Below are 19,622 nucleotides of genomic sequence, written 5' to 3' on the forward strand. Positions count from 1 at the left end.
AGGAAGTCCGATGTCGTCCGCATTCAATGATGGTTTCAATCTCGATCTGGCTGGTTCGTGGCGTCTGACGTCCCCCGACAGTGATCATTCCCTCTCCATGCCGATCCCCGGTGACGTCCATACCGCGCTTCATGCGGCGAGCCTCATTCCCGATCCCTATTTCGGCCGGAATGAAGAGGTGGTGCAGTGGGTTGCCAATCAGGACTGGCAGATCACGCGCAGCTTCAATCTCGATGATGCCAACGGCGACTGGTATCTGGATATCGACTATCTCGACACGGTGGCGAGCGTCCATGTCAACGACGTGCTCGTGCTTGAGGGCAACAACAGCTTCCAGCGCTACCGTCCCGACGTTTCCAAGGCCGTGAGGGCCGGTGAGAACACGATCCGCATCGTGCTGCATTCCAGCGTCAAGGCAGGCGCCGAACTGCAGGCGAAGCAGCCGTTCTATATTCCTTACAGCACGGCCAATTCGCCGATCCCGAACGGCAACATGCTGCGCAAGCCGCAATGCCATTTCGGCTGGGACTGGAACATTGCGGTCGCGCCGCTCGGCCTCTATGGCACCATCGCCTTGAAGAAGCTTGAGACTGCCCGCATCGAAAATGTCGTCACGCAGCAGTTCCACAATACGGACGGTTCGGTCGATCTCAAGGTGACGGCATCGCTGTTTGCGAAAGGCACCGGCGTCGCCCAAGTCTATTTCGCGCTGGAGGATGAGCGGTTGCGGCTCGATATCGGCGTCAATGCCGGCGAGACCTCGATCACCCATGTCTTCCATATCGACAAGCCGAAGCTCTGGTGGCCGGCCGGCAGTGGCGAGCAGGCGCTCTATACACTGTCCGTTGAGACCAATTCGGAAACCGTAACCCGCCAGATCGGCCTGCGCACCGTCGAGCTCATTACCGATGAGGACGAGGCGGGCAGTCGTTTCGCGCTGAAGGTCAACGGCCGCGAGATCTTTGCGCGCGGCGCCAACTGGATCCCGGCCGATGCACTATTTTCACGCTCCAGCCCTGCCTTGACCGAGGACCTGTTGCAGTCGGCGGCGGCCGCCAACATGAACATCATCCGCGTCTGGGGTGGTGGTTTCTACGAGCATGACTGGTTCTATGACATCTGCGACCGGCTCGGCCTGATGGTCTGGCAGGACTTCATGTTCGCCTGCAATCTCTATCCCTCGACCGGCGACTTCCTTGAGAATGTCGCGGACGAAGTTAGCTATCAGGTCCGGCGGCTGGCGACGCATCCGTCGATCGCGCTCTGGTGCGGTGACAATGAGCTGGTGGGTGCGCTCACCTGGTTCGAGCAATCCCGCAACGACCGCGACCGCTATCTCGTCTCCTACGATCGCCTCAATCGGACGATCGAGCAGGCGATGAAGAAGGCAGCGCCCGATGCGATCTGGTGGCCGTCGAGCCCGGCGTCCGGCTATCTCAACTTCGGCGATGCCTGGCATGCAGACGGCTCCGGCGACATGCACTACTGGTCGGTCTGGCACGAGAACAAGTCCTTCGACAATTATCGTTCCGTGCGTCCGCGCTTCTGCTCGGAATTCGGCTTCCAGTCCTACACGTCGCTGCCGGTCATCAAGACCTATGCCGACGCCAAGGACATGAATATCGCGTCTCCAGTGATGGAGCTGCACCAGAAGAATGCTGGCGGTAACGAGCGCATCGCCGGCACGATGTTCCGCTATTTCCGCTTCCCCAAGGATTTCCCGAACTTCGTCTATCTGAGCCAGGTGCAGCAGGGCCTCGCCATCAAGACGGCGGTGGAATATTGGCGGTCGCTGAAGCCGCACTGCATGGGGACCATCTATTGGCAGCTCAACGATACCTGGCCGGTCGCCTCGTGGTCGAGCCTCGATTATGGCGGGCGCTGGAAGGTAATGCACTATCTGGTGCGCCGCTTCTTCCAGCCTGTCTCGGTCGCAGCCATCCCGTCCGAGGATAACAAGACTATCCGCTTGTCACTGGTCAATGACACCAATGTCGATGTCACCGTCGATATCGCTGTGTCACTGCTCAAGCTCGATGGCGAACGTGTACCGCTGACGACGGCCCATGCGGTCTGCACGCCGGATGCGGCTGTTACCGCATTGTCCATCGATGCCTCGCAGGTGCCAGCCGATTGCCTGCTGGCATGGCATTTCACCGCATCGAACGGCATGGGCGGCGAGGGGCATTATGTCCACGGCACCTACAAGGCGCTGGAGCTTCAGCCGGCGGGCCTGACGGTCCAGAGGAAAGAGATCGAGAAAAATGGCACGGTGGAGCTGACTATCACCGCTCGGGGACTGGCGCTGTTCGTTATGATCGAGAGCGAGACAGAGGGGCGTTATTCCGACAACGCCTTCGACCTCGCCGCCGGCGAAAGCCGCCGTATCGTCTTTACGCCGACAAAGCCGCTTGCCGGCGTTGTTCCTGACTTCCGCATTTACGACCTCCAGTCCAGCCAATCGGTGGATTGAGGATATCCGGCCGCCATCCGGCGGTATTTCAGGGCCGCTGGCCCATGACAGAAGGCCGTGAGGCCAATGGAGAGCATGACGATGACGAAACTTGGATTTCAGATTTATAGCGCCCGTAATTTTCAGCCCTATTCCGACATATTCGTAAAGCTCGGCAAGGCCGGCTATGCGGAAGTCGAAGGCTTTGGCGGCATCTATGCCGATCTCGACGAGACCGGCCTCAAGAGCCTGCGCGCCGAGCTGGACAAGAACGGCCTGGTAATGGCAAGCGGTCATTTCAGCCCCGACTTCCTCGACGGTCAGGTGCAGAAGTCGCTGACGATCGCCAAGACGCTCGGCATGGATTCGATCTATGCACCGCATCTGGCCGCCGATCAGCGTCCGACCGATGCGGCCGGCTGGCTCGCTTTCGGCAAGCGGCTGCAGGAGATGAGCAAGCCCTACAAGGACGCCGGTTTCGAATTCGGCTGGCATAACCACGACTTCGAATTCGTCAAGCAGGCTGACGGCTCGCTGCCGATCGAACAGATCTTCGAAGGTGCTCCGGACATTTCCTGGGAAGCCGATATCGCCTGGGTCATCCGTGGCGGCGGCGATCCCTTCGCCTGGATCGAGAAGCTCGGCTCCCGCATCACGTCGGTGCACGTCAAGGACATTGCGGCGGCCGGTGAAAACAAGGACGAAGACGGCTGGGCCGACCTCGGCTATGGCACCGTTCCGTGGCAGAAGCTGCTGAAGGTGCTCGCCGGCACCAAGGCCAAGCACTACGTCATCGAGCATGACAATCCGAGCGATATCGATCGTCTGATCACGCGCTCCATCGCATCCTTCAAGACCTACTGAGGCACTATCCCATGGCTAAGGAACTTGGCGTCGGCATCCTCGGATGCGGCAATATCTCAACGACCTACTTCAAGCTCTCTCCGCTCTTCAAGGGCCTGAAGGTGCTCGCCTGCGCTGATATCAACATGGATGCGGCGCGCCTGCGCGCCGAGGAATATCAGGTCAAGGCGCAGACGGTGGACGAACTGCTCGCCAATGACGAGCTCGACGTCATCGTCAATCTGACGATCCCGGACGCGCATTTCCCGATCTCCAAGCGTATCCTGGAGGCCGGAAAGCACGTCTATTCCGAAAAGCCTCTGGTGCTGACCCTGGAGCAGGGTGAGGAACTGCGTCGCATCGCCAAGGAAAAGGGGCTTGCCGTCGGCTGCGCTCCCGATACCTTCCTTGGCGGCGCGCATCAGCTTGCCCGCAAGTTCATCGACGACGGCGGCATCGGCCGCGTGACGTCGGGCACTTGCCACGTCATGAGCCCGGGCATGGAGATGTGGCATCCGAACCCGGACTTCTTCTTCCTTCCAGGCGGCGGTCCGATCCTCGACCTCGGCCCTTATTACGTCGCCAACCTCATCAACCTCATTGGTCCGGTGAAGCGCGTCGGCGCGATGACCTCGATGGCGTCTGAAACCCGTACCATCACCAGCCAGCCACGCAACGGGGAGACCATCCCGGTGAAGACACCGACGACGATCCAGGCGCTGCTGGAATTCGTCAGCGGCGCCACGGTGACGCTGACGGCGAGCTGGGATGTCTGGTCGCATCGCCATGCCAATATGGAGCTCTACGGCACCGAGGGCTCGCTCTACGTGCCGGATCCGAACTTCTTTGGTGGCGTGGTCGAGGCCAGCGGCCGCGACAAGGACATCAAGCCGCTTGCCGACTGGGCACATCCTTTCGGCATCGCCAACCAGGAAAGCCCGAGCGGCGCGCGCGCCAACTACCGCACGGCCGGTCTCGCCGACCTTGCTGCATCGCTGATCGACGGGCGCGACGCGCGTTGCTCGCTCGACCGGACGCTACACGGCGTCGACGTGATGACCTCGATCCTGAAATCGGGTGCGGAAAACCGCTTCATCGATCTGACCACGACCTGCACGCAGCCGGCAGCTCTTGGCATCGAAGAAGCTCAGGCGCTCTTGAAGTAGGCGCAGGAAAAACTAGTTTGCGCGCGGGTGGATAGCCCGCGCGTTTTTCATCTCAAAGGAATTGGCATCATGTCTTGGCAACCGGCATCTGACCGCTATGCGAAAATGAAATACAACAGAACAGGCCGTTCCGGCCTGAAACTGCCGGCGGTTTCGCTGGGGCTTTGGCACAATTTCGGTGGCGACACACCGCATGACCGCAAGGTCGACATGTGCCGCACCGCTTTCGATCTGGGCATCACCCATTTCGACCTCGCCAACAATTACGGCCCGCCTCCCGGCAGCGCCGAAACCGCTTTCGGAGAGATCCTGCGCACCGACTTCGCCGGGCTGCGAGATGAGCTGATCATCTCGTCCAAGGCCGGATACGACATGTGGCCGGGTCCCTATGGCGAATGGGGCAGCCGCAAGTATCTGATCGCGTCGTGCGACCAGAGCCTGAAGCGCATGGGCCTCGACTATGTCGATATCTTCTATTCCCATCGCTTCGACCCGGATACGCCGCTCGAAGAAACCTGCGCGGCGCTCGACCATATCGTCCGTTCGGGCAGGGCGCTTTATGTCGGTATCTCCTCCTATAACTCGCAGCGCACGCGCGAAGCCGCCGCAATTCTGAAGGAACTCGGCACGCCTTGCCTGATCCACCAGCCGAGCTATTCCATGCTCAACCGCTGGGTCGAGGATGACGGCCTCGTGGATACGCTGGAAGATCTGGGCATCGGCTCGATCGTCTTCTCGCCGCTTGCCCAGGGCATGCTGACGACGAAATATCTCGGTGGCATCCCCAGCGACAGCCGCGCCGCCCAGAACCACTTCCTGAAGCGCGACTTCATTCGTCCGTCGATCATCGAGAATATCCAGAAGCTCAATCAGATCGCCGAAAAGCGCGGTCAGACGCTGGCGCAGATGGCGATTGCCTGGGTTCTGCGCGGCGGCCGCATCACTTCCGCTCTGATCGGCGCCAGCCGTTCGTCGCAGATCGTCGATTGCGTCAAGGCGCTCGACAATCTCGAATTCACCGCGGAAGAGCTGAAGGAGATCGATGTCTACGCCCGCGAGGCGGACATCAATCTCTGGGCCAAGTCGGCCGAGCGCGACTGATCAATCAAAAACGCCCGGGACCTGGTTCCGGGCGTTTTTCTTTGTCTTGATTTCCTATTGCCGTCCGAACGGCGCATAGTGATGTGTTCTCTGGAGGAGATGTCCCATGATCCGCAACCCGATCCTGCCGGGCTTCAACCCCGACCCGTCCATCTGCCGTGTCGGCGAGGATTATTACATCGCCACCTCGACCTTCGAATGGTATCCGGGCGTGCAGATCCATCACTCGCGCGACCTGGTGAACTGGACGCTGGTACGTCGGCCGCTGGAGCGGGCCTCGCAGCTCGATATGCGCGGCGAGCCCGATAGCTGCGGCATCTGGGCGCCATGCCTTTCCTATGCCGATGGCCTGTTCTGGCTGGTCTATACCGACGTCAAGCGCTACGACGGCAATTTCAAGGATGCCCATAACTACATCGTGACGTCGCCAACGATCGAAGGCGAGTGGTCCGAGCCTTCCTATGTCAATTCATCTGGCTTCGACCCCTCGCTCTTTCATGACGACGACGGCTGCAAATGGTTCGTCAACATGCAATGGAACCAGCGCACGGAAAGCTATGGCGGCTCGCCGAAGACGCCGGCTTTCGACGGCATCCTGCTGCAGGAATGGGATGCGGCGACGAAATCGCTGAAAGGCCCGATCAAGAATATTTTTGCCGGTTCCGAGCTCGGCCTGGTCGAAGGCCCGCATCTTTTCAAGCGCAGTGGCTGGTATTATCTGACGACCGCCGAGGGCGGCACGGGCTATGACCACGCTGTCACCATGGCGCGCTCGCGCAATATAGACGGTCCCTACGAGCTGCATCCGAACAAGCATCTGATCACCTCGAAGGATCGTCCGGACGCGGCCTTGCAGCGGGCAGGGCATGGCCAGTATGTCGAGACACCGGATGGGCAGTTTTACCATACGCATCTCTCCGGCCGCCCGCTGCCGCCGCATCGCCGCTGCACTCTTGGCCGCGAGACCAGCCTGCAGAAATGCGTCTGGAAGGACGACGGCTGGCTCTATCTCGAGAATGGCACGACTGTTCCCGATGTCGAGGTGCCCGGCCTGAGCGGCGGCGAGCGTATCGAGAAGCCCCGCCGCAGCGGCTATAATTTCGACGGCGGCAAGTTGCCGGCGGATTTCCAATGGCTGCGCACGCCGCAGCCGGAGCGCATTTTCAGCCTGACGGATCGATCAGGTCATCTGCGCCTGTTCGCGCGCGAAAGCATCGGATCGTGGTTTGAACAGGCGCTCGTCGCCCGCCGGCAGGAGCACCATAGCTTCCGCGCCGAGACCGTCGTCGAATTCCAGCCGGATACCTATCAGCAGGTCGCGGGCCTGACGCATTACTACAATCGCTTCAAGCTGCACGCGATCGCCGTCACCCTGCATGAAAAGCTCGGCCGCTGCATCACCATCATGACCTGCCCTGGCGATTACCCGAACGGCCGGCTGACCTTCCCGATCGGTGGTGGTGTTGCCATTCCCGATGGGCGCATCCAGCTTGCCATGGAAGTCTACGACAACGACCTACAATTCTTCTGGCAGGCCGAAGGCATGGGGGCGTGGCAGGCGATCGGCCCTGTGCTCGATGCCGGCGTCATCTCCGATGAGGGCGGGCGCGGCGAGCATGGCTCCTTCACCGGCGCCTTCGTCGGCATGTTCGCCTTCGATACGTCGGGCCGGGCAAAGACGGCCGATTTCGATTGGTTCAATTACGACGAGCTTTGATTTTCCCGATCATTGACCGATTATCATCTGCAAGGGAAGTCGGTATTTCTTTCGGATGCGAACTGTTGATGAGTTGTCGCACTCATTTTATCAGTAAATCCCGGCAAGCATCTAATTTTTATTACAAAAATGTAATGGAATCGTCAGCTTCGCTTCATCTCTTGCGGGATAGAAGCTTCCTTTGCAGATCGTGAATCGAGGAAACGTCCCAATGAGAAAAATCCTTTCCATCCTTCTCGCCGCCTCGGTTCTGACAGCGCCGCTGGCAATGGCCACCGAGGCTAATGCAGCACAGGCGAACAAGCAGGTTGTTGTCCTCAAGAAAGACGTGGTCAAGAAGAAGGTCGTTGTTCGCAAGGGTGGCTGGGTTACGGGGCGTCGCCTGTCGGCATCCGACCGCCATCGTGCCGCCAACGTCGATTATCGCCGCCATCACCTTTCAGCTCCGCCGCGCGGCTATCACTGGGTTCGCATCAAGAATAACTTCCTGCTCGTCGGCATGACCAGTGGTTTGATCTCCAAGGTGGTCAACGCACGCTGAGCGCGGACTGATATCGGAAGTGCAGGAGGATGGTCCGTCGGGCCGTATTTTGCTCCATGTAGCGCCGGCATTAGGCCGAAGCCGAAAGCCACTTGCAGCAGACCGCCGCAGGTGGTTTCTTTGTTTTCAATGGTCTGATGGTGAAGAGTCGTCTTGATCGGGCCATTCCCGATGAAAGGAGCGGCAATGAAGAAGATCGCTGCCGGTGTACTCGACGTTGCCTATGAGGAGATCGGCCCGGAGGACGGCTCTGCGGTCCTGCTGCTCCATGGCTTTCCCTACGACGTGCATGCCTATGATGAGGTTGCACGACAACTGGCGGGCAAGGGGCTGCGTTGCATCATCCCGTTTCTTCGAGGCTACGGCCCGACACGCTTCCTTTTGGCGGAAACGCCCCGTTCCGGCGAGCAGGCGGCTCTTGGAGCGGATTTGCTGGTCTTGATGGATGCGCTTTCGATTGAGAGCGCCATTCTCGGCGGCTATGATTGGGGCGGCAGGGCAGCTTGCATCGTTGCTGCGCTCTGGCCGGAGCGTGTTCGTGGTCTGGTAAGCTGCGGTGCCGGCTATAATATCCAGAACATCGCCAGGGCAGGAGCGCCGCTTTCTCCAGAGGAGGAGTTTCGCTACTGGTACCAATATTATTTCCACTCGGAGCGCGGCAGGGCAGGACTTGCCGCAAATCGCCGTGAGTTCTGTCGCCTCCTCTGGCGTCTATGGTCTCCGACATGGGCGTTTGACGACGAGACCTTTAACCGTAGTGCCGTCGCCTTCGACAATCGCGATTTCGTCGATGTCGTCATCCATTCCTACCGTCACAGATTTGGCGGCATTGCCGGCGATCCGGCTTTCGCGGAAATTGAGGCGCGCCTGGCGAAACAGCCCGATATCACTGTGCCGACAATCGTATTGCAGGGCGCCGACGACGGCGTCGATCCGCCGCAAGCGGTTGACCGTGATGCAGCGCACTTCTCCGCGTTTTATGAGCGCCGGATCATAGCTGGCGTAGGGCATAATCTACCGCAGGAGGCGCCGGGCGCTTTTGCGGAGGCGGTGCTTTCTCTTGTGTAAGTCTGCCAAGTTGATCCGCTGCTTTGCCTATCCGCAGGAGAAGTCTAGGCCAAGACGGGGCTCGGGTGCCTTGCCTGCTGGAGCGAAGCCGACCTCATCACCGCGACCCTGTGCTCCAACCAATCCAAACTTCCCCAGATATTGGAGGTTGGCATAATATCTCGAGTTGGGCGGCATTTTCGGAATTGTCCCGCGCTGATCAGTTTCGACGTATTGGAAAAGATGTCGCGCTCCGGGATCCAAAGCCTCGATGGCTTTGTAGTCCGTCAATTTTGAAATTTGCTCACCAAGCGAGGTATAGGCGGGAATGTTGCGCTTGTCGCAGGTCGCCACCAAGGCTTCTGACGGGGCATGAAACCAAAACAGCTGATACGAAAGACCGAGATAGTAGGTTCTTCCGTCCAAAGTTCGGTAGAGAGCGAGCCCGGAATTATAGGGCTCTTTCCAAATATCCATCCAACCGCTGGATGGCCCGGACAGCAGCGCTCCGATTGGCGTTATGCTGAACCGCTGCTCCAGCCCCCAGCCCCATACCATAGTATAGGTTAAATTGTATGGGGTTGGCTCCAACGATATCGACGCAGCGCGCGTCATCTGAGCCTTCCAAAGGAATTATGCCCCGCAGATAAGCATCAAGCCTATAGCTACCGAACGCCTCATGCTTTGCTCCGTCTATGTTTTCGGCAAGGGTATCCGACCTGAATCAAAAATCCCCGGCGCAATGACCGGGGATTTTCTGTTTCACTTATCACTTTGACCAATCAGTTCAGGCGACCTGCCGCATGGGCCAGCATGGTGTAGACCTTGCCGGTGTCGGAGGTCAGGTAGGACTGGGTGACGGTGCGGTCGCGGTCGGTGCGGGCGACGTCTGCCAAAAGCTTTTCGAAGTCGGCGATATAGCGATCGACGGCGGTGCGGAATTCCGGTTCGCGGTCGTACTTGCGCTTGATCTCGTCAAAAGTCTGCTGGCCCTTCAGCGTGTAGAGACGACGGGTGAAGACATCCCGTTCGCCGCGCTGATAGCGGCGCCACAGGTCGACCGAGGCGTCATGGTCAATGGCGCGGGCGATGTCGACCGAGAGCGAGTTCAGCGATTCCACCACATGGCGCGGATTACGTGCTGCGGGCGCCGATTCCGTCTGCGTGCGGGGCGTCGCCTGACGCGCCGGCTGCAGATCGGCAGCCTCATCGCGCGATGCGCCGCGCAGGAGATCACTGATCCAGCCGCCGCCAGCCGTTTCCTGGCGGGCGGGAACTGGGGCTTCCGTCGGACGCGGCTGCGGAGCAACCGGACGGTCGGCGGAGATGGTGCCGCGCAGGCCCAGAGCCTCGATCGAGGGCTGTTGTGGCTGCGGAGCCGGCTGTTGCGGGGCAGGCTGCTGAGCGACGGGTGCCTGTGGAGCGGGTTGCTGGGGCCGGGGAGCAGGAGCAGCAGCTGTGGGCGCCGGTGCTGCCGGGCGCGGACGCTGGGCTGGCGGTGCTTCAGTCAACGCGCGGGCGGCCGGTTCGGAGATTTCGAGGTGCTGCGTCGAGCGACCGACGATCTGCGAAATGTCCTGCAGGGCCTTGATCTGCTCGGCCACGGCGCGGCGCATGGCGGCCGCACTTTCCTTGGCTTCTTCCGGCAGGTCGAAGGCACCGCGCTTCAGTTCGCTGCGGGTGAGGTCGAGCTCCCGGCGAATGTCGCCCGCCGAGCGGCGGATTTCATCGGTCGCGCCGGAGAAGCGGCCGACGGCGTCGTCGACGGCAACACGCAGCGTTTCGCGTAGCTGCTGAGCGGCACCGTCCGAGGACTTGCCGGCTTCGGAGAGCATCTGTTCGACATCGGCGATCGAAGCCGAGAGGCCACCACGAAGACGGTTCGTCAGATCGCCCGAGCGGCGCTCGGCGTTGGCGAATGTGCTTTCGATGGACTGGTTAGCTTCTTCGCCGGCCTTCTGCAGCGTGCCGCGCATGGTCTCTGCTGCTTCTTCGGCGCGCTTTTCCGCTTCGGAAAGAACGCGGCCGATATCGGCGAAGGAGGACTGCACGCCCTGGCGCAGATTGCCGGTGACCTGGTTGGAGCGCTGCTCGGCGCGGTCGAAGGCGGTCTCCACCATGCTGCCGAGGGCGCGCATGGTGTTTTCGATCTCTTCCGAGCGCTGCACCAGTCCGATGGATAGGTTCTGCAGCGCGGTTTCGCGTTCTTCCAGCGTCGAGACCAGGTTCGATTGCGCAGCACCCAGAAGCTGGGACGCCTGCGTCAGCACCTTGGAATGCTCGTCGAAGCGACCGATGATACCGCCGACCTGTGACAGTGTCTTGCCGGAGACGTCTGCGAGCTTGTCGACCTTGCCTTCGAGGAGACGGGTCGAAGCGGAGACCATCTCTCCGGCCTTTGATGCGGAGTCGGCGAACTGCGCCGAGGTGGCACTGAGGCGATCGTCGACAGCAGCGAACTCCTGCGTAGCGTTGTTCAGCATGCCGACGATGGTCGAGTTGTTGTCGGCCAGCCGTTCGATGATGCCGTTGACGCTGGCAAGCAGGTTGTTCTCCAGCGAGCTGACGGTATTGGCGGCATGTTCGGTGCGGGCGGAGATTGCCGCCAGCGTATCGTTGGTGCGCGACGCGATGGCATCGATCAGGGCTGCATTTTCCGCACGCAGGCGGTCGGTGCTTTCCTGGGCGGCCTGCGAGATCAGCGCTGCTGCTTCCTGGCCGGTTGCGGCGTAGCGGTCTACGATCGGGCGAGCCTTTTCGTCGATCAGACGCGACAGTTCGGTGGAGCGGCCGGCAAGCATGGAGTTGAGCTCGCGAGTACGCTCATCGAGCGAGGTACGGATCGAGGTGCCGCGGGCTTCCAGAGCCTTGTCGACATCGGCAAGCGTCGCATTGATCTCGTTGGCGCGCTCTTCCAGGTTGGAGCGGATCGCGTTGCTGCGTTCGTCGAGCGCGCGCTCGACCTGCGCCATGGTGGAGGCGATCTGCTCGCTGCCGCCGGCAAGCGTGTTGCGGATGGCAGAGCCACGGGCTTCCAGCGACTGTTCGGCGGAAGACAGGGCCTGCGAGATGGCGTTGACCTGGTTGCCGACCAGGGTTTCGGCTTCGGCAACCTTGTTGACGATCGCGTTGCCGGCTTCCGAGAAGGTCTGAGCGACGGCGGCGGCCTGGCTTGCCAGGCGATTATGCGTTTCGGAGACGCGGCCGACGATTTCTTCCGAACGCTCGCTCATAACGCGGGTGAAGGCATCGCTGTGGTTGCCGAGGTCGTCAGCGAATTGCTGGCCTGTGCGGGCAAGCAGATCGGCCGTGCGTGTGGCTTCGCTGTCCATGCCCTGGGCAGCGTCGGCGACGGCGGTGCGCAGCGTCGTGGCGAGGTTGGTGGCCTTGCCTTCGATGGTGCGGTTGACGGCTTCGAGGCCGACGTTCAGCGCGCGGTCCATGGTCGACAGGCGTTCTTCGATGCGGGCACTGCCGCTTTCGAGTGCTTGGTTCAGATGGGTCGTACGGCTGTCGAGTGCTTCGGCCAAGGTTGCCAGACGCTCGTCGAGTGCGGAGGTGAGGCGCGTCGCTGCATCGCCGCCGCTGCTGTCGATGCGCGCAGCGCCGCTTGCCAGCGTGTCGGACAGACGGTTGCCGGCGGCATCGACCTGGGCGGCAACGCCGCCGACGCCTTCATGGATACGATTTTCGAGAGCGGACAGGCTGGCTTCGACGCGCGAGCCGGTCTCGGCGAAACGGCTGGTCATGCCGTCGACCGACTGGTTGAGGTTGGTCGAGAAGCTCGCGGCCGAACGCTCAATATCGCCGGCTGCCTGCTGGATGCGGCCGGCAATATCGCCGGCGCCGCTGTGCAGCCGCTCTTCAAGCGTCTTTGCGCTGGCATCGATGGTCTGGCGCAGCGAAGCTTCGCGATCTTCGAGCGACATTTCCAGCATGCTGGCGCTTGTGGCGATCGAAGTTCCGATCGCAGTCGCCTGTTCCATAAGGGTATTGTCGATCTGGGCATGGGCGTCGCGGAGCGTCACGCTGATGGCGTTGCTGCGATCGTCCAAAGTGGAGCGCATGCGCTCATAGGCGGAAGCAAGGTTCTCATCCATCTGTGACAGGCCGGCGCCGAGCGCCTTTTCAACCCGTTCGGCAGAGCCGCCGACGACGGTTTCGAGACGGTCGCTGCTGCTGCCGAGCAGACCTGAGAGCGCGTCGGTATGAGCGCTGAGCGAACGGTCGAGGCGCTCCTGATTTTCGGTGTAGGCAGCGCGAATGGCGTCGGCCTTGTCGCCGAAGGCACCGGCAACACGAGATTCCGCGCCGGAAACGCTGTCGAGCAGGGCATTGGCCCGGGCTTCCAGCGTGCTTTCGAAGCGGCTTTGGTTTTCGGCGAGCGAGATGGCGAATGCCATGCTCTTGTCGTCGAGCGTGTCGGTCAGCGCGGCATGGCCGTGGTTGATCGACTGGGTGATTGCTTCCGCGCTGTTTGCCAGCGTTTCCTCGATCCGGGCCTGGTTGTCGGACAGTGCGATGGCAAGCGCCAGCGTCTTGTCGTCGAGGCTGCCGACGATCTTGTCATGCGTGCCGGCGACCGTATTGGCGAGTGCATCCATACGGCTGGAAAGCGAATTTTCCAGGCGCGCCTGCGTATCGGCGAGCGAGGCAGCCAGGGCGACGGCCTTCTGATCCAGCGTGTCGGCAACGGCGTTGTGGTTGCCTGAGAAGGCGTTGGTGATCGCTTCGGCGCGATGAGCCAGCGTTTCCTCAAGGCGCGACTGGCCGTGGGTCAATGCGGCGGCGAGCGCCTTGGTCTTGCCATCCAGCGTATTGGCAACCGCTTCGGCATGGCCAGCGACGGTGTCGTCCAGCCGTGCCTGGCTCTCAGAGAGCGCAATGGCAAGCGCCATGGCTTTGTCGTCAAGCGTATCGGCAATCTTGCTGTGAGTGTCGGCCAGCGTGCTGGTCAGGCTCTCGGTGCGGCTGTTCAAGGTGTCTTCAATGCGCGATTGGCCATCGGAGAGTGCGATAGCCAGCGACATTGCCTTATCGTCAAGCGTATCGGCGATCTTGGCGTGCGTGTCGGCCAATGTGCTCGTCAGGAGCTCGGCACGGTTGTTCAGCGTGTCTTCGATCCGTGACTGACCATCAGAGAGCGCGATGGCAAGGGCCATGGCCTTGTCGTCCAGCGTGTCTGCGAGCTTGCTATGGGTGTCGGCGACGGTATTCGCAAAGGTGTCGGCGCGGCTTGCGAGCGTGTTTTCGAGACGAACTTGGCTTTCGGCAAGCGAACTTGTCAGCTTCGACGTGCGCTCATCGAGGGCCGATGTCAGGTTTTCATGCGTGCCGCTGACGGCGTTGATGATGCCTGCCGAGCGGTCTGCCAGAGACTGCTCGAAGCGCGTCTGGTGGTCGGAGAGGGCGCCGAACAGCGCGCTGCTGCGCTCGGCCATGACGGCGTCGACATGCTCATGCGCGGAGCCTAGTGCCTGGGTGATTTCGCTCGTGCGGGCAGACAGGGTGTTGTTGATCTCGTTGGCGCGGCCGAGGAAGGTATTGGTCAGCTCGCTCGTGCCCTTGTTGAGGGCAGAGGAGATGTCGGTGGTGGCCGTCTGCACGGTTTTGGTGAACTCGCTGGAATGGGTCGCGAGCGTGTCGGTCAGTTCGGCGGAGCGGCCGGCAAAGGCCGAAGTGAGCTCATCCGTGCCGGTCTTGAGGACCGTCGAGACATCGCGTGCCACGCCCTGCACTGCGGACGTGAAGGCGCCGGCCCTATCGCCGATCGCGCTTTCCAGAACTTCCTGTCCTGTCGCAAACGTCGTTGCCAGCGCGAAGGACTGGTCGTTCAGCGACGAGCCAAGGCGCTCGATGCTGGAGGTCAGAATGCCGTCAATGGCATCCGAGCCGCTGCCCAGTGTCTCGTTGATCCGTGCCAGGCTTTCCGACAGCTTGCTGTCCAGCGAGCCGGCGCGCTTGTCAAAGGCGGAGGTGAATTCGGAGACGCGTTCGTCGAAGGTGGTCGAAAGATGCGCAACCGTCGACTGGAAGCGCTCCTCGAAGAAGCCGGAGCGAAGATCGATATCCATGATGGTATCGTCGGCGGTCGACTGAAGGCTCTGGCGGAAGCTCGCGCCCTTTTCGTCGAGGCTGCTGTTCAGCTTAGAGAGGACGGCATCCAGCGTTCCGGTGATCGAGCGTTCGCTGCCGGTCAGGCTCTCGCTGATTTCGCGGGTGCGGGCGACCAGCGTTTCGTTGAGCTGGCGTGCACGTTCGTTGAGCGCAGTATTGAGCTTCTCGGTATTGGCATCGAGCGTCGATGCGCGGGTCTCGAACTGTCCCACGAGTTCCTTGCCGCGTTCGGCCAGGGTCGAAGACAGAGATTCAAGCCGCGAGTCAAATTCCTGGCTCAGTGCGAAACCGGAGGCATTGAGGTTCTGCAGCAGGCTGTCGGTCTTGGCGGACAGCAGAGTGCCAAGTGCCTCCACGGCGGCATCGGATGTCTCCATCAGCGTGGCGGCGCGTGTGTCGATCATCGAGGCGAAAGCCTCGCCGGAGGTCGACAGGCGCACGGCGATTTCCTCGGTCGCCAGCGACAGGTCTTCGCGGATCTGTTCATGCACGCCAACGATTGACGAACGAATGCGTTCGGCGTGGTTGACGATCGCGTCGCGTTCGGAGCCAAGTTCATGCACAAGGCCGCGCACGCGCAGCTCGTTATCGGCGTAGCTGCGCTCCAGCGCGTTGACTTCAGTGTGAACCAGCGTCTCGAGCTCGGTGGCGCGGGCAATCGTCCGCTCGATGCCTTCGTTCATGGCCGAGACTTCGCGGCGCACGGCCTGGCCGACGGTCATGATGCGTTCGGAGGCGACGGTTTCGGGCTCGACGAGGCGCAATGCCACCTCAGCCATGGAGCGGGCGGCGTTGCGCATATCCTGGGCGCGCGAAATCATCATGCCGAAGGCGTAGAAAAGAAGGACAGGAACGACGATGCCAATGATACAGGCAATGACGCCGGGAAGGGCGGCGAGATCGGCAATCGTGCGGATGTTGCGGATCTGATCGCCGTACAGCAGGAAAGCGAGCCCGGCGCCCCCGATGATCCAGAACAGCGAAACGATCGTGGCGTTGCGAACGGCATTGCTTTGGGAACCGCCGTCGAGAGCTTTCAGGATGCTCGCCGGGCTGGCGCGGTTGGCGTCGTTGGCCGGAGCAAAAACCGGGCCTTTCGGCGCTTCGGCCGGGCGGGCCGCTGCTGCGGTCGCGCTGCGCGCTGCGGCTGCCTTGCGGGCCGTATCTTCCTGGGACTGTGTTGCAGGCGGATTCGATGGCTCAGACACTATTGCCTCCGGGGCATCTGGCGTTGATCCGCCGCGAGACTCCAAGCTATCCTCACTGAAATCGATCTGTAAAGCTTCGTCCAATGCCTGAAAGGCTTTGTCCTCGATCGACTCGATGTACTTTTTGTTCGCCATACGGTTACGCCTCGTTACAACTCAATCGGGCCTGCCGTGTCTTTTCCGGAAAATCCGCCACGTCCGGAAAAGACGAACCCTGCCTCCCGCGAGGTCACCCGTCTTCGACTGCTGTCGAGATGGATTTCCCATTACATTTCAGGGTGGATACCCGCTTTATCAAACGGATGGTATGAAAACATTACCACTATCCACTCCTTGGGCAAAGGCGTGTGCCATAAACCCAATTTAACAGTATCGTAGTGACACATTCCCCTAGGCGTGACAATTAATTCCACTGCCGGCTCATCACGACATTAAGCTATTGTTAACATTTTTTACCCGAGGAACCGGGCGAAAGTCTAATAATTCAGCCATGTTTAACGCGCATTAACCATGTCGCGAGATTTGCGCCCTGAATGTGCCAAAATTTAACTCGATGGCCATCAGCAGGCCGCAAGCATGCGGCAGATCCCTAAGAAGTCATAGATATATAAGACGGGAGAGTTGGCACATGGCAGCATTGAATATCGCGTTCGAAGCCCCGGATAATTCGCGGGGCGCGGCGCCGTCGCGGGAGCGGGCGATCGACCTGGTTCATCTGGCGAAGCAGACGATGGGCGACAAGGCACTGGAAGTGGAAGTGCTCCAGATGTTTGCCCGGCAGGCGCGCTCCTGTCTGCAGGAAATCAGCAGCGGCGACGGCAAGCGTGTAAGGGCCGCGTCGCACAAGCTTAAGGGAGCTGCCAGTGCGGTTGGCGCCTTTAAAGTAGCCGATGCCGCCAGCGCACTGGAGAACAAGGCGGGTGACGCCTCCTGCATGGCGACGGTGACCGCCAGCGTCATCGAGGCTGAGAATTTCATTCTCAAGCTGTCGCGTTGACCTGAGACGGCCGGAAACCAAGGATTCTCGTCATTGCGCCGCCAAACGGTTTCCGCCGTTTCGGCGGCGCTAATGTTGACTGCCTCCGGGAATTGGTGGAAGAAAAATTCCGGATCATCCTTCACACACGAATACCGGAATTCATTCACATGACCAAACTGACCATCGTCGCTTTCGACGGCACGCGTTTTGACCTCAATGCCGACGATGGCTCTACAGTGATGGAGAATGCTGTTCGCAACTCCGTTCCTGGCGTTGATGCCGAATGCGGCGGCGCCTGTGCTTGTGCCACCTGTCATGTCTATGTCGATGATAACTGGGTGGAGAAGGTCGGCGGTCCGGCGCCGATGGAAGAAGACATGCTGGACTTCGCTTTCGACGTCCGTCCGAGCTCGCGGCTTTCCTGTCAGATCAAGATGACGCAGGCGCTCGACGGTCTCGTCGTGCACGTTCCCGAACGTCAGGCCTGATAAACAGGCGATCTTTCCATGCTGTTGGCAAAAAGATGCCTCGCTCAGCTTGTCGCAGCGAGCGAGGCAAGGCGGGCGCATCACCAACAGGCAAGGGAGGAAACACCTGTGGTTTCAGGACGCGCCAGGAGAACACCTGGATATGTGCATTCAAGAATAGAACTCTGACAGGTCTATGCGAAAAGCTTTTTCTTTTTCTCATTTCGATCCGCCAGAATCGGATCAGCGCTGTGACTACTAGGAAGAACCTGTTTTAGATTCTCGTAAAGTTCAAAGAGCAAAACCGGTGAACGATTCACAGCTAATAGTGACAGTTTTCACACAGGTGGCTGTGATTAAAGCGTGATTTTGGTGGAAAACCGCCTCGGCGGCTCTTATTCCCCACGCCGCTGACTGCGATAGGTCAGCAGTCGCTGCATGCGATTCTGGAAATTCATTGCTTCGATTCGGTCGAATCGAGCCTGGTCCTTGTCATGAAGCTCGGTTTCCCGGGCGGTGACGTCGTTTGCCCTGTCCTGCAGCGTATCGCAATCCCTGGCCGGCCGTAGAGCGAGGATTCCTTGTTCCATCCGGCGTGCATGCTGGCGTGCGATATCCACATGCCGGTCCTCGTGGCGTCGAATGTCGTCCGAGAGCGTGTCCCAGATCATTGACAGTTGCCGGCTTGCATTTCGGCGGTCGCGCCAGCGCGGCAGGATGATTTCGGTATCGACCGTGATCTTGACGCCGGCGATATGGCAACGCCCGTCTCTTTGCTCATAGGTCGCATTGCCGCCGAAGCGGATTTTTGTGGCCCCTGGATGATGGCTGCTGGAGCCCATGGCAACCGGCCCGCGCGCATTCAGCGCCGCGTCGAGCGTATCGGCGCTATTGCCCTTGATGTCGAAATAGGAGACGGATTTGCGGGCGATCACCTCCGCTTTCGCCACATCGCAAATGCCGCACAGAAGCAACAGGATGATCGGAACGCGGATGTGGCGGGATGCAAACGGCATTCATGCTGCTACCAGTTGAACTTCGATCAAGCTTGCGGCATAGCCACTGCGAGCGCAATATCGGGCGCGAGGTTTTTTCATTTTCAATGGGATGGACGGTTCGTGACGGAGCTTCGCAGCCATAGTTGGCATGTCGCACACGGGCGCAGGCTCGACCTTGGCGAGCACAGCGTTATCATGGCGATCGTCAACGTGACGCCGGATTCCTTTTCCGACGGCGGCCACTATGAGGCTGTCGATGCGGCGGTCGCCCATGCGCTTGCCTGCGTCGAGGAGGGTGCTGATATCATCGATATCGGTGGGGAGTCGACCAAGCCGAACGCGGACGCCGTCAGTGCCACGGAAGAGCAGGGGCGGGTACTGCCGGTCATCGAGGCGCTGCGTGGCAAGACGGATGCGCTGATCTCCATCGACACCTATCGCGCCGATACGGCACGGCTGGCGATTGGCGCCGGCGCCCATATCGTCAACGACGTCTTCGGTCTGCAGCGTGAGCCGGAGATCGCCGCATTGGCGGCGCAGACGGGCGCGGGGCTCTGCATCATGCACACCGGCCGCGACCGACAGAAACTTACTGATGTTATCGACGACCAGGTGCTGTTTTTGAGCCGATCACTCGATATCGCCGCTGCGGCTGGTGTGGACAAGCAGAATATCGTACTCGATCCCGGCTTCGGTTTTGCCAAGGATACCGAGGAGAATCTGGAGCTGATGGCGCGCTTCACCGCGCTGCTGCGCTTCGAATTGCCCCTGCTGGCCGGCACATCGCGCAAGCGTTTTGTCGGCGCCGTCACCGGGCGCGATGCGTCCGATCGTGATGTGGGGACGGCGGCGACCAGCGCCATATTGCGTTTGCAGGGCGCCGCGATTTTTCGGGTACACAATGTCGCAATTAACAGGGATGCACTGGCGGTCGCGGATGCTATCCTTAGGACACGGGCGAAATTAGGCGGCAGGACGCCATAAGC

At 60.6% G+C, this 19,622-nt stretch carries 13 protein-coding genes; 10 read left to right on the forward strand and 3 right to left on the reverse strand.

The window, feature by feature from the left end; genetic code table 11:
- Positions 1–10: 10 nt before the first annotated feature.
- From RRH01S_RS03080 to RRH01S_RS03110, 7 genes are all read left to right on the forward strand, one after another.
- Complete coding sequence (locus RRH01S_RS03080) at positions 11–2,473, forward strand: beta-mannosidase (protein ID WP_042469912.1); 2,463 nt, start codon at positions 11–13, stop codon at positions 2,471–2,473.
- Between the two features lie 81 nt (positions 2,474–2,554).
- Positions 2,555–3,316: a sugar phosphate isomerase/epimerase family protein gene (locus tag RRH01S_RS03085; protein WP_012651614.1), complete on the forward strand. Its 762-nt coding sequence runs from the start codon at positions 2,555–2,557 to the stop codon at positions 3,314–3,316.
- 11 nt (positions 3,317–3,327) lie between these two features.
- On the forward strand, positions 3,328–4,461 hold the full coding sequence (locus RRH01S_RS03090) for a Gfo/Idh/MocA family protein (RefSeq protein WP_034518076.1): 1,134 nt from the start codon (positions 3,328–3,330) through the stop codon (positions 4,459–4,461).
- Positions 4,462–4,530: 69 nt separating this feature from the next.
- On the forward strand, positions 4,531–5,562 hold the full coding sequence (gene mgrA / locus RRH01S_RS03095; RefSeq protein ID WP_012651612.1) for an L-glyceraldehyde 3-phosphate reductase: 1,032 nt from the start codon (positions 4,531–4,533) through the stop codon (positions 5,560–5,562).
- A gap of 106 nt (positions 5,563–5,668) precedes the next feature.
- Positions 5,669–7,279 carry a glycoside hydrolase family 43 protein gene (locus tag RRH01S_RS03100; RefSeq protein ID WP_012651611.1) on the forward strand — a complete coding sequence of 537 codons (1,611 nt, stop codon included), beginning with the start codon at positions 5,669–5,671 and terminating at the stop codon, positions 7,277–7,279.
- A gap of 211 nt (positions 7,280–7,490) precedes the next feature.
- Positions 7,491–7,820, forward strand: coding sequence for an RcnB family protein (locus tag RRH01S_RS03105; protein ID WP_012651610.1), 330 nt, complete (start codon positions 7,491–7,493; stop codon positions 7,818–7,820).
- A gap of 186 nt (positions 7,821–8,006) precedes the next feature.
- Positions 8,007–8,888, forward strand: a complete 882-nt coding sequence (locus RRH01S_RS03110; RefSeq protein ID WP_042469914.1) for an alpha/beta fold hydrolase — start codon at positions 8,007–8,009, stop codon at positions 8,886–8,888.
- Positions 8,889–8,915: 27 nt separating this feature from the next.
- Here the strand turns inward: RRH01S_RS03110 and RRH01S_RS03115 are convergent, their stop codons facing one another.
- Positions 8,916–9,482, reverse strand: coding sequence for a hypothetical protein (locus tag RRH01S_RS03115; RefSeq protein WP_037218529.1), 567 nt, complete (start codon positions 9,480–9,482; stop codon positions 8,916–8,918).
- A 167-nt stretch (positions 9,483–9,649) separates the two neighbouring features.
- A complete protein-coding gene (locus RRH01S_RS03120) occupies positions 9,650–16,327 on the reverse strand; it encodes an apolipoprotein A-IV repeat region-like domain-containing protein (RefSeq protein WP_012651608.1) in 6,678 nt (2,225 codons plus the stop codon).
- 493 nt (positions 16,328–16,820) lie between these two features.
- On the opposite strand from RRH01S_RS03120, the gene RRH01S_RS03125 reads away from it, so the two are divergent.
- Together RRH01S_RS03125 and RRH01S_RS03130 are read left to right on the forward strand one after the other, a co-directional pair.
- Entirely contained in the window at positions 16,821–17,189 is a 369-nt protein-coding gene (locus tag RRH01S_RS03125) for an Hpt domain-containing protein (protein WP_007696404.1), read from the forward strand.
- A 149-nt stretch (positions 17,190–17,338) separates the two neighbouring features.
- A complete protein-coding gene (locus RRH01S_RS03130) occupies positions 17,339–17,659 on the forward strand; it encodes a 2Fe-2S iron-sulfur cluster-binding protein (RefSeq protein ID WP_012651607.1) in 321 nt (106 codons plus the stop codon).
- A 374-nt stretch (positions 17,660–18,033) separates the two neighbouring features.
- Here the strand turns inward: RRH01S_RS03130 and RRH01S_RS03135 are convergent, their stop codons facing one another.
- Positions 18,034–18,654, reverse strand: a complete 621-nt coding sequence (locus RRH01S_RS03135; RefSeq protein WP_012651606.1) for a DUF922 domain-containing Zn-dependent protease — start codon at positions 18,652–18,654, stop codon at positions 18,034–18,036.
- A 102-nt stretch (positions 18,655–18,756) separates the two neighbouring features.
- Here RRH01S_RS03135 and folP point away from each other — a divergent pair, with 102 nt between their 5' ends.
- A complete protein-coding gene (gene folP / locus RRH01S_RS03140; RefSeq protein WP_037218526.1) occupies positions 18,757–19,620 on the forward strand; it encodes a dihydropteroate synthase in 864 nt (287 codons plus the stop codon).
- Positions 19,621–19,622: the final 2 nt, after the last annotated feature.

The sequence above is a fragment of the Rhizobium rhizogenes NBRC 13257 genome, assembly GCF_000696095.1.
In the GTDB taxonomy this organism is placed as follows: domain Bacteria; phylum Pseudomonadota; class Alphaproteobacteria; order Rhizobiales; family Rhizobiaceae; genus Rhizobium; species Rhizobium rhizogenes.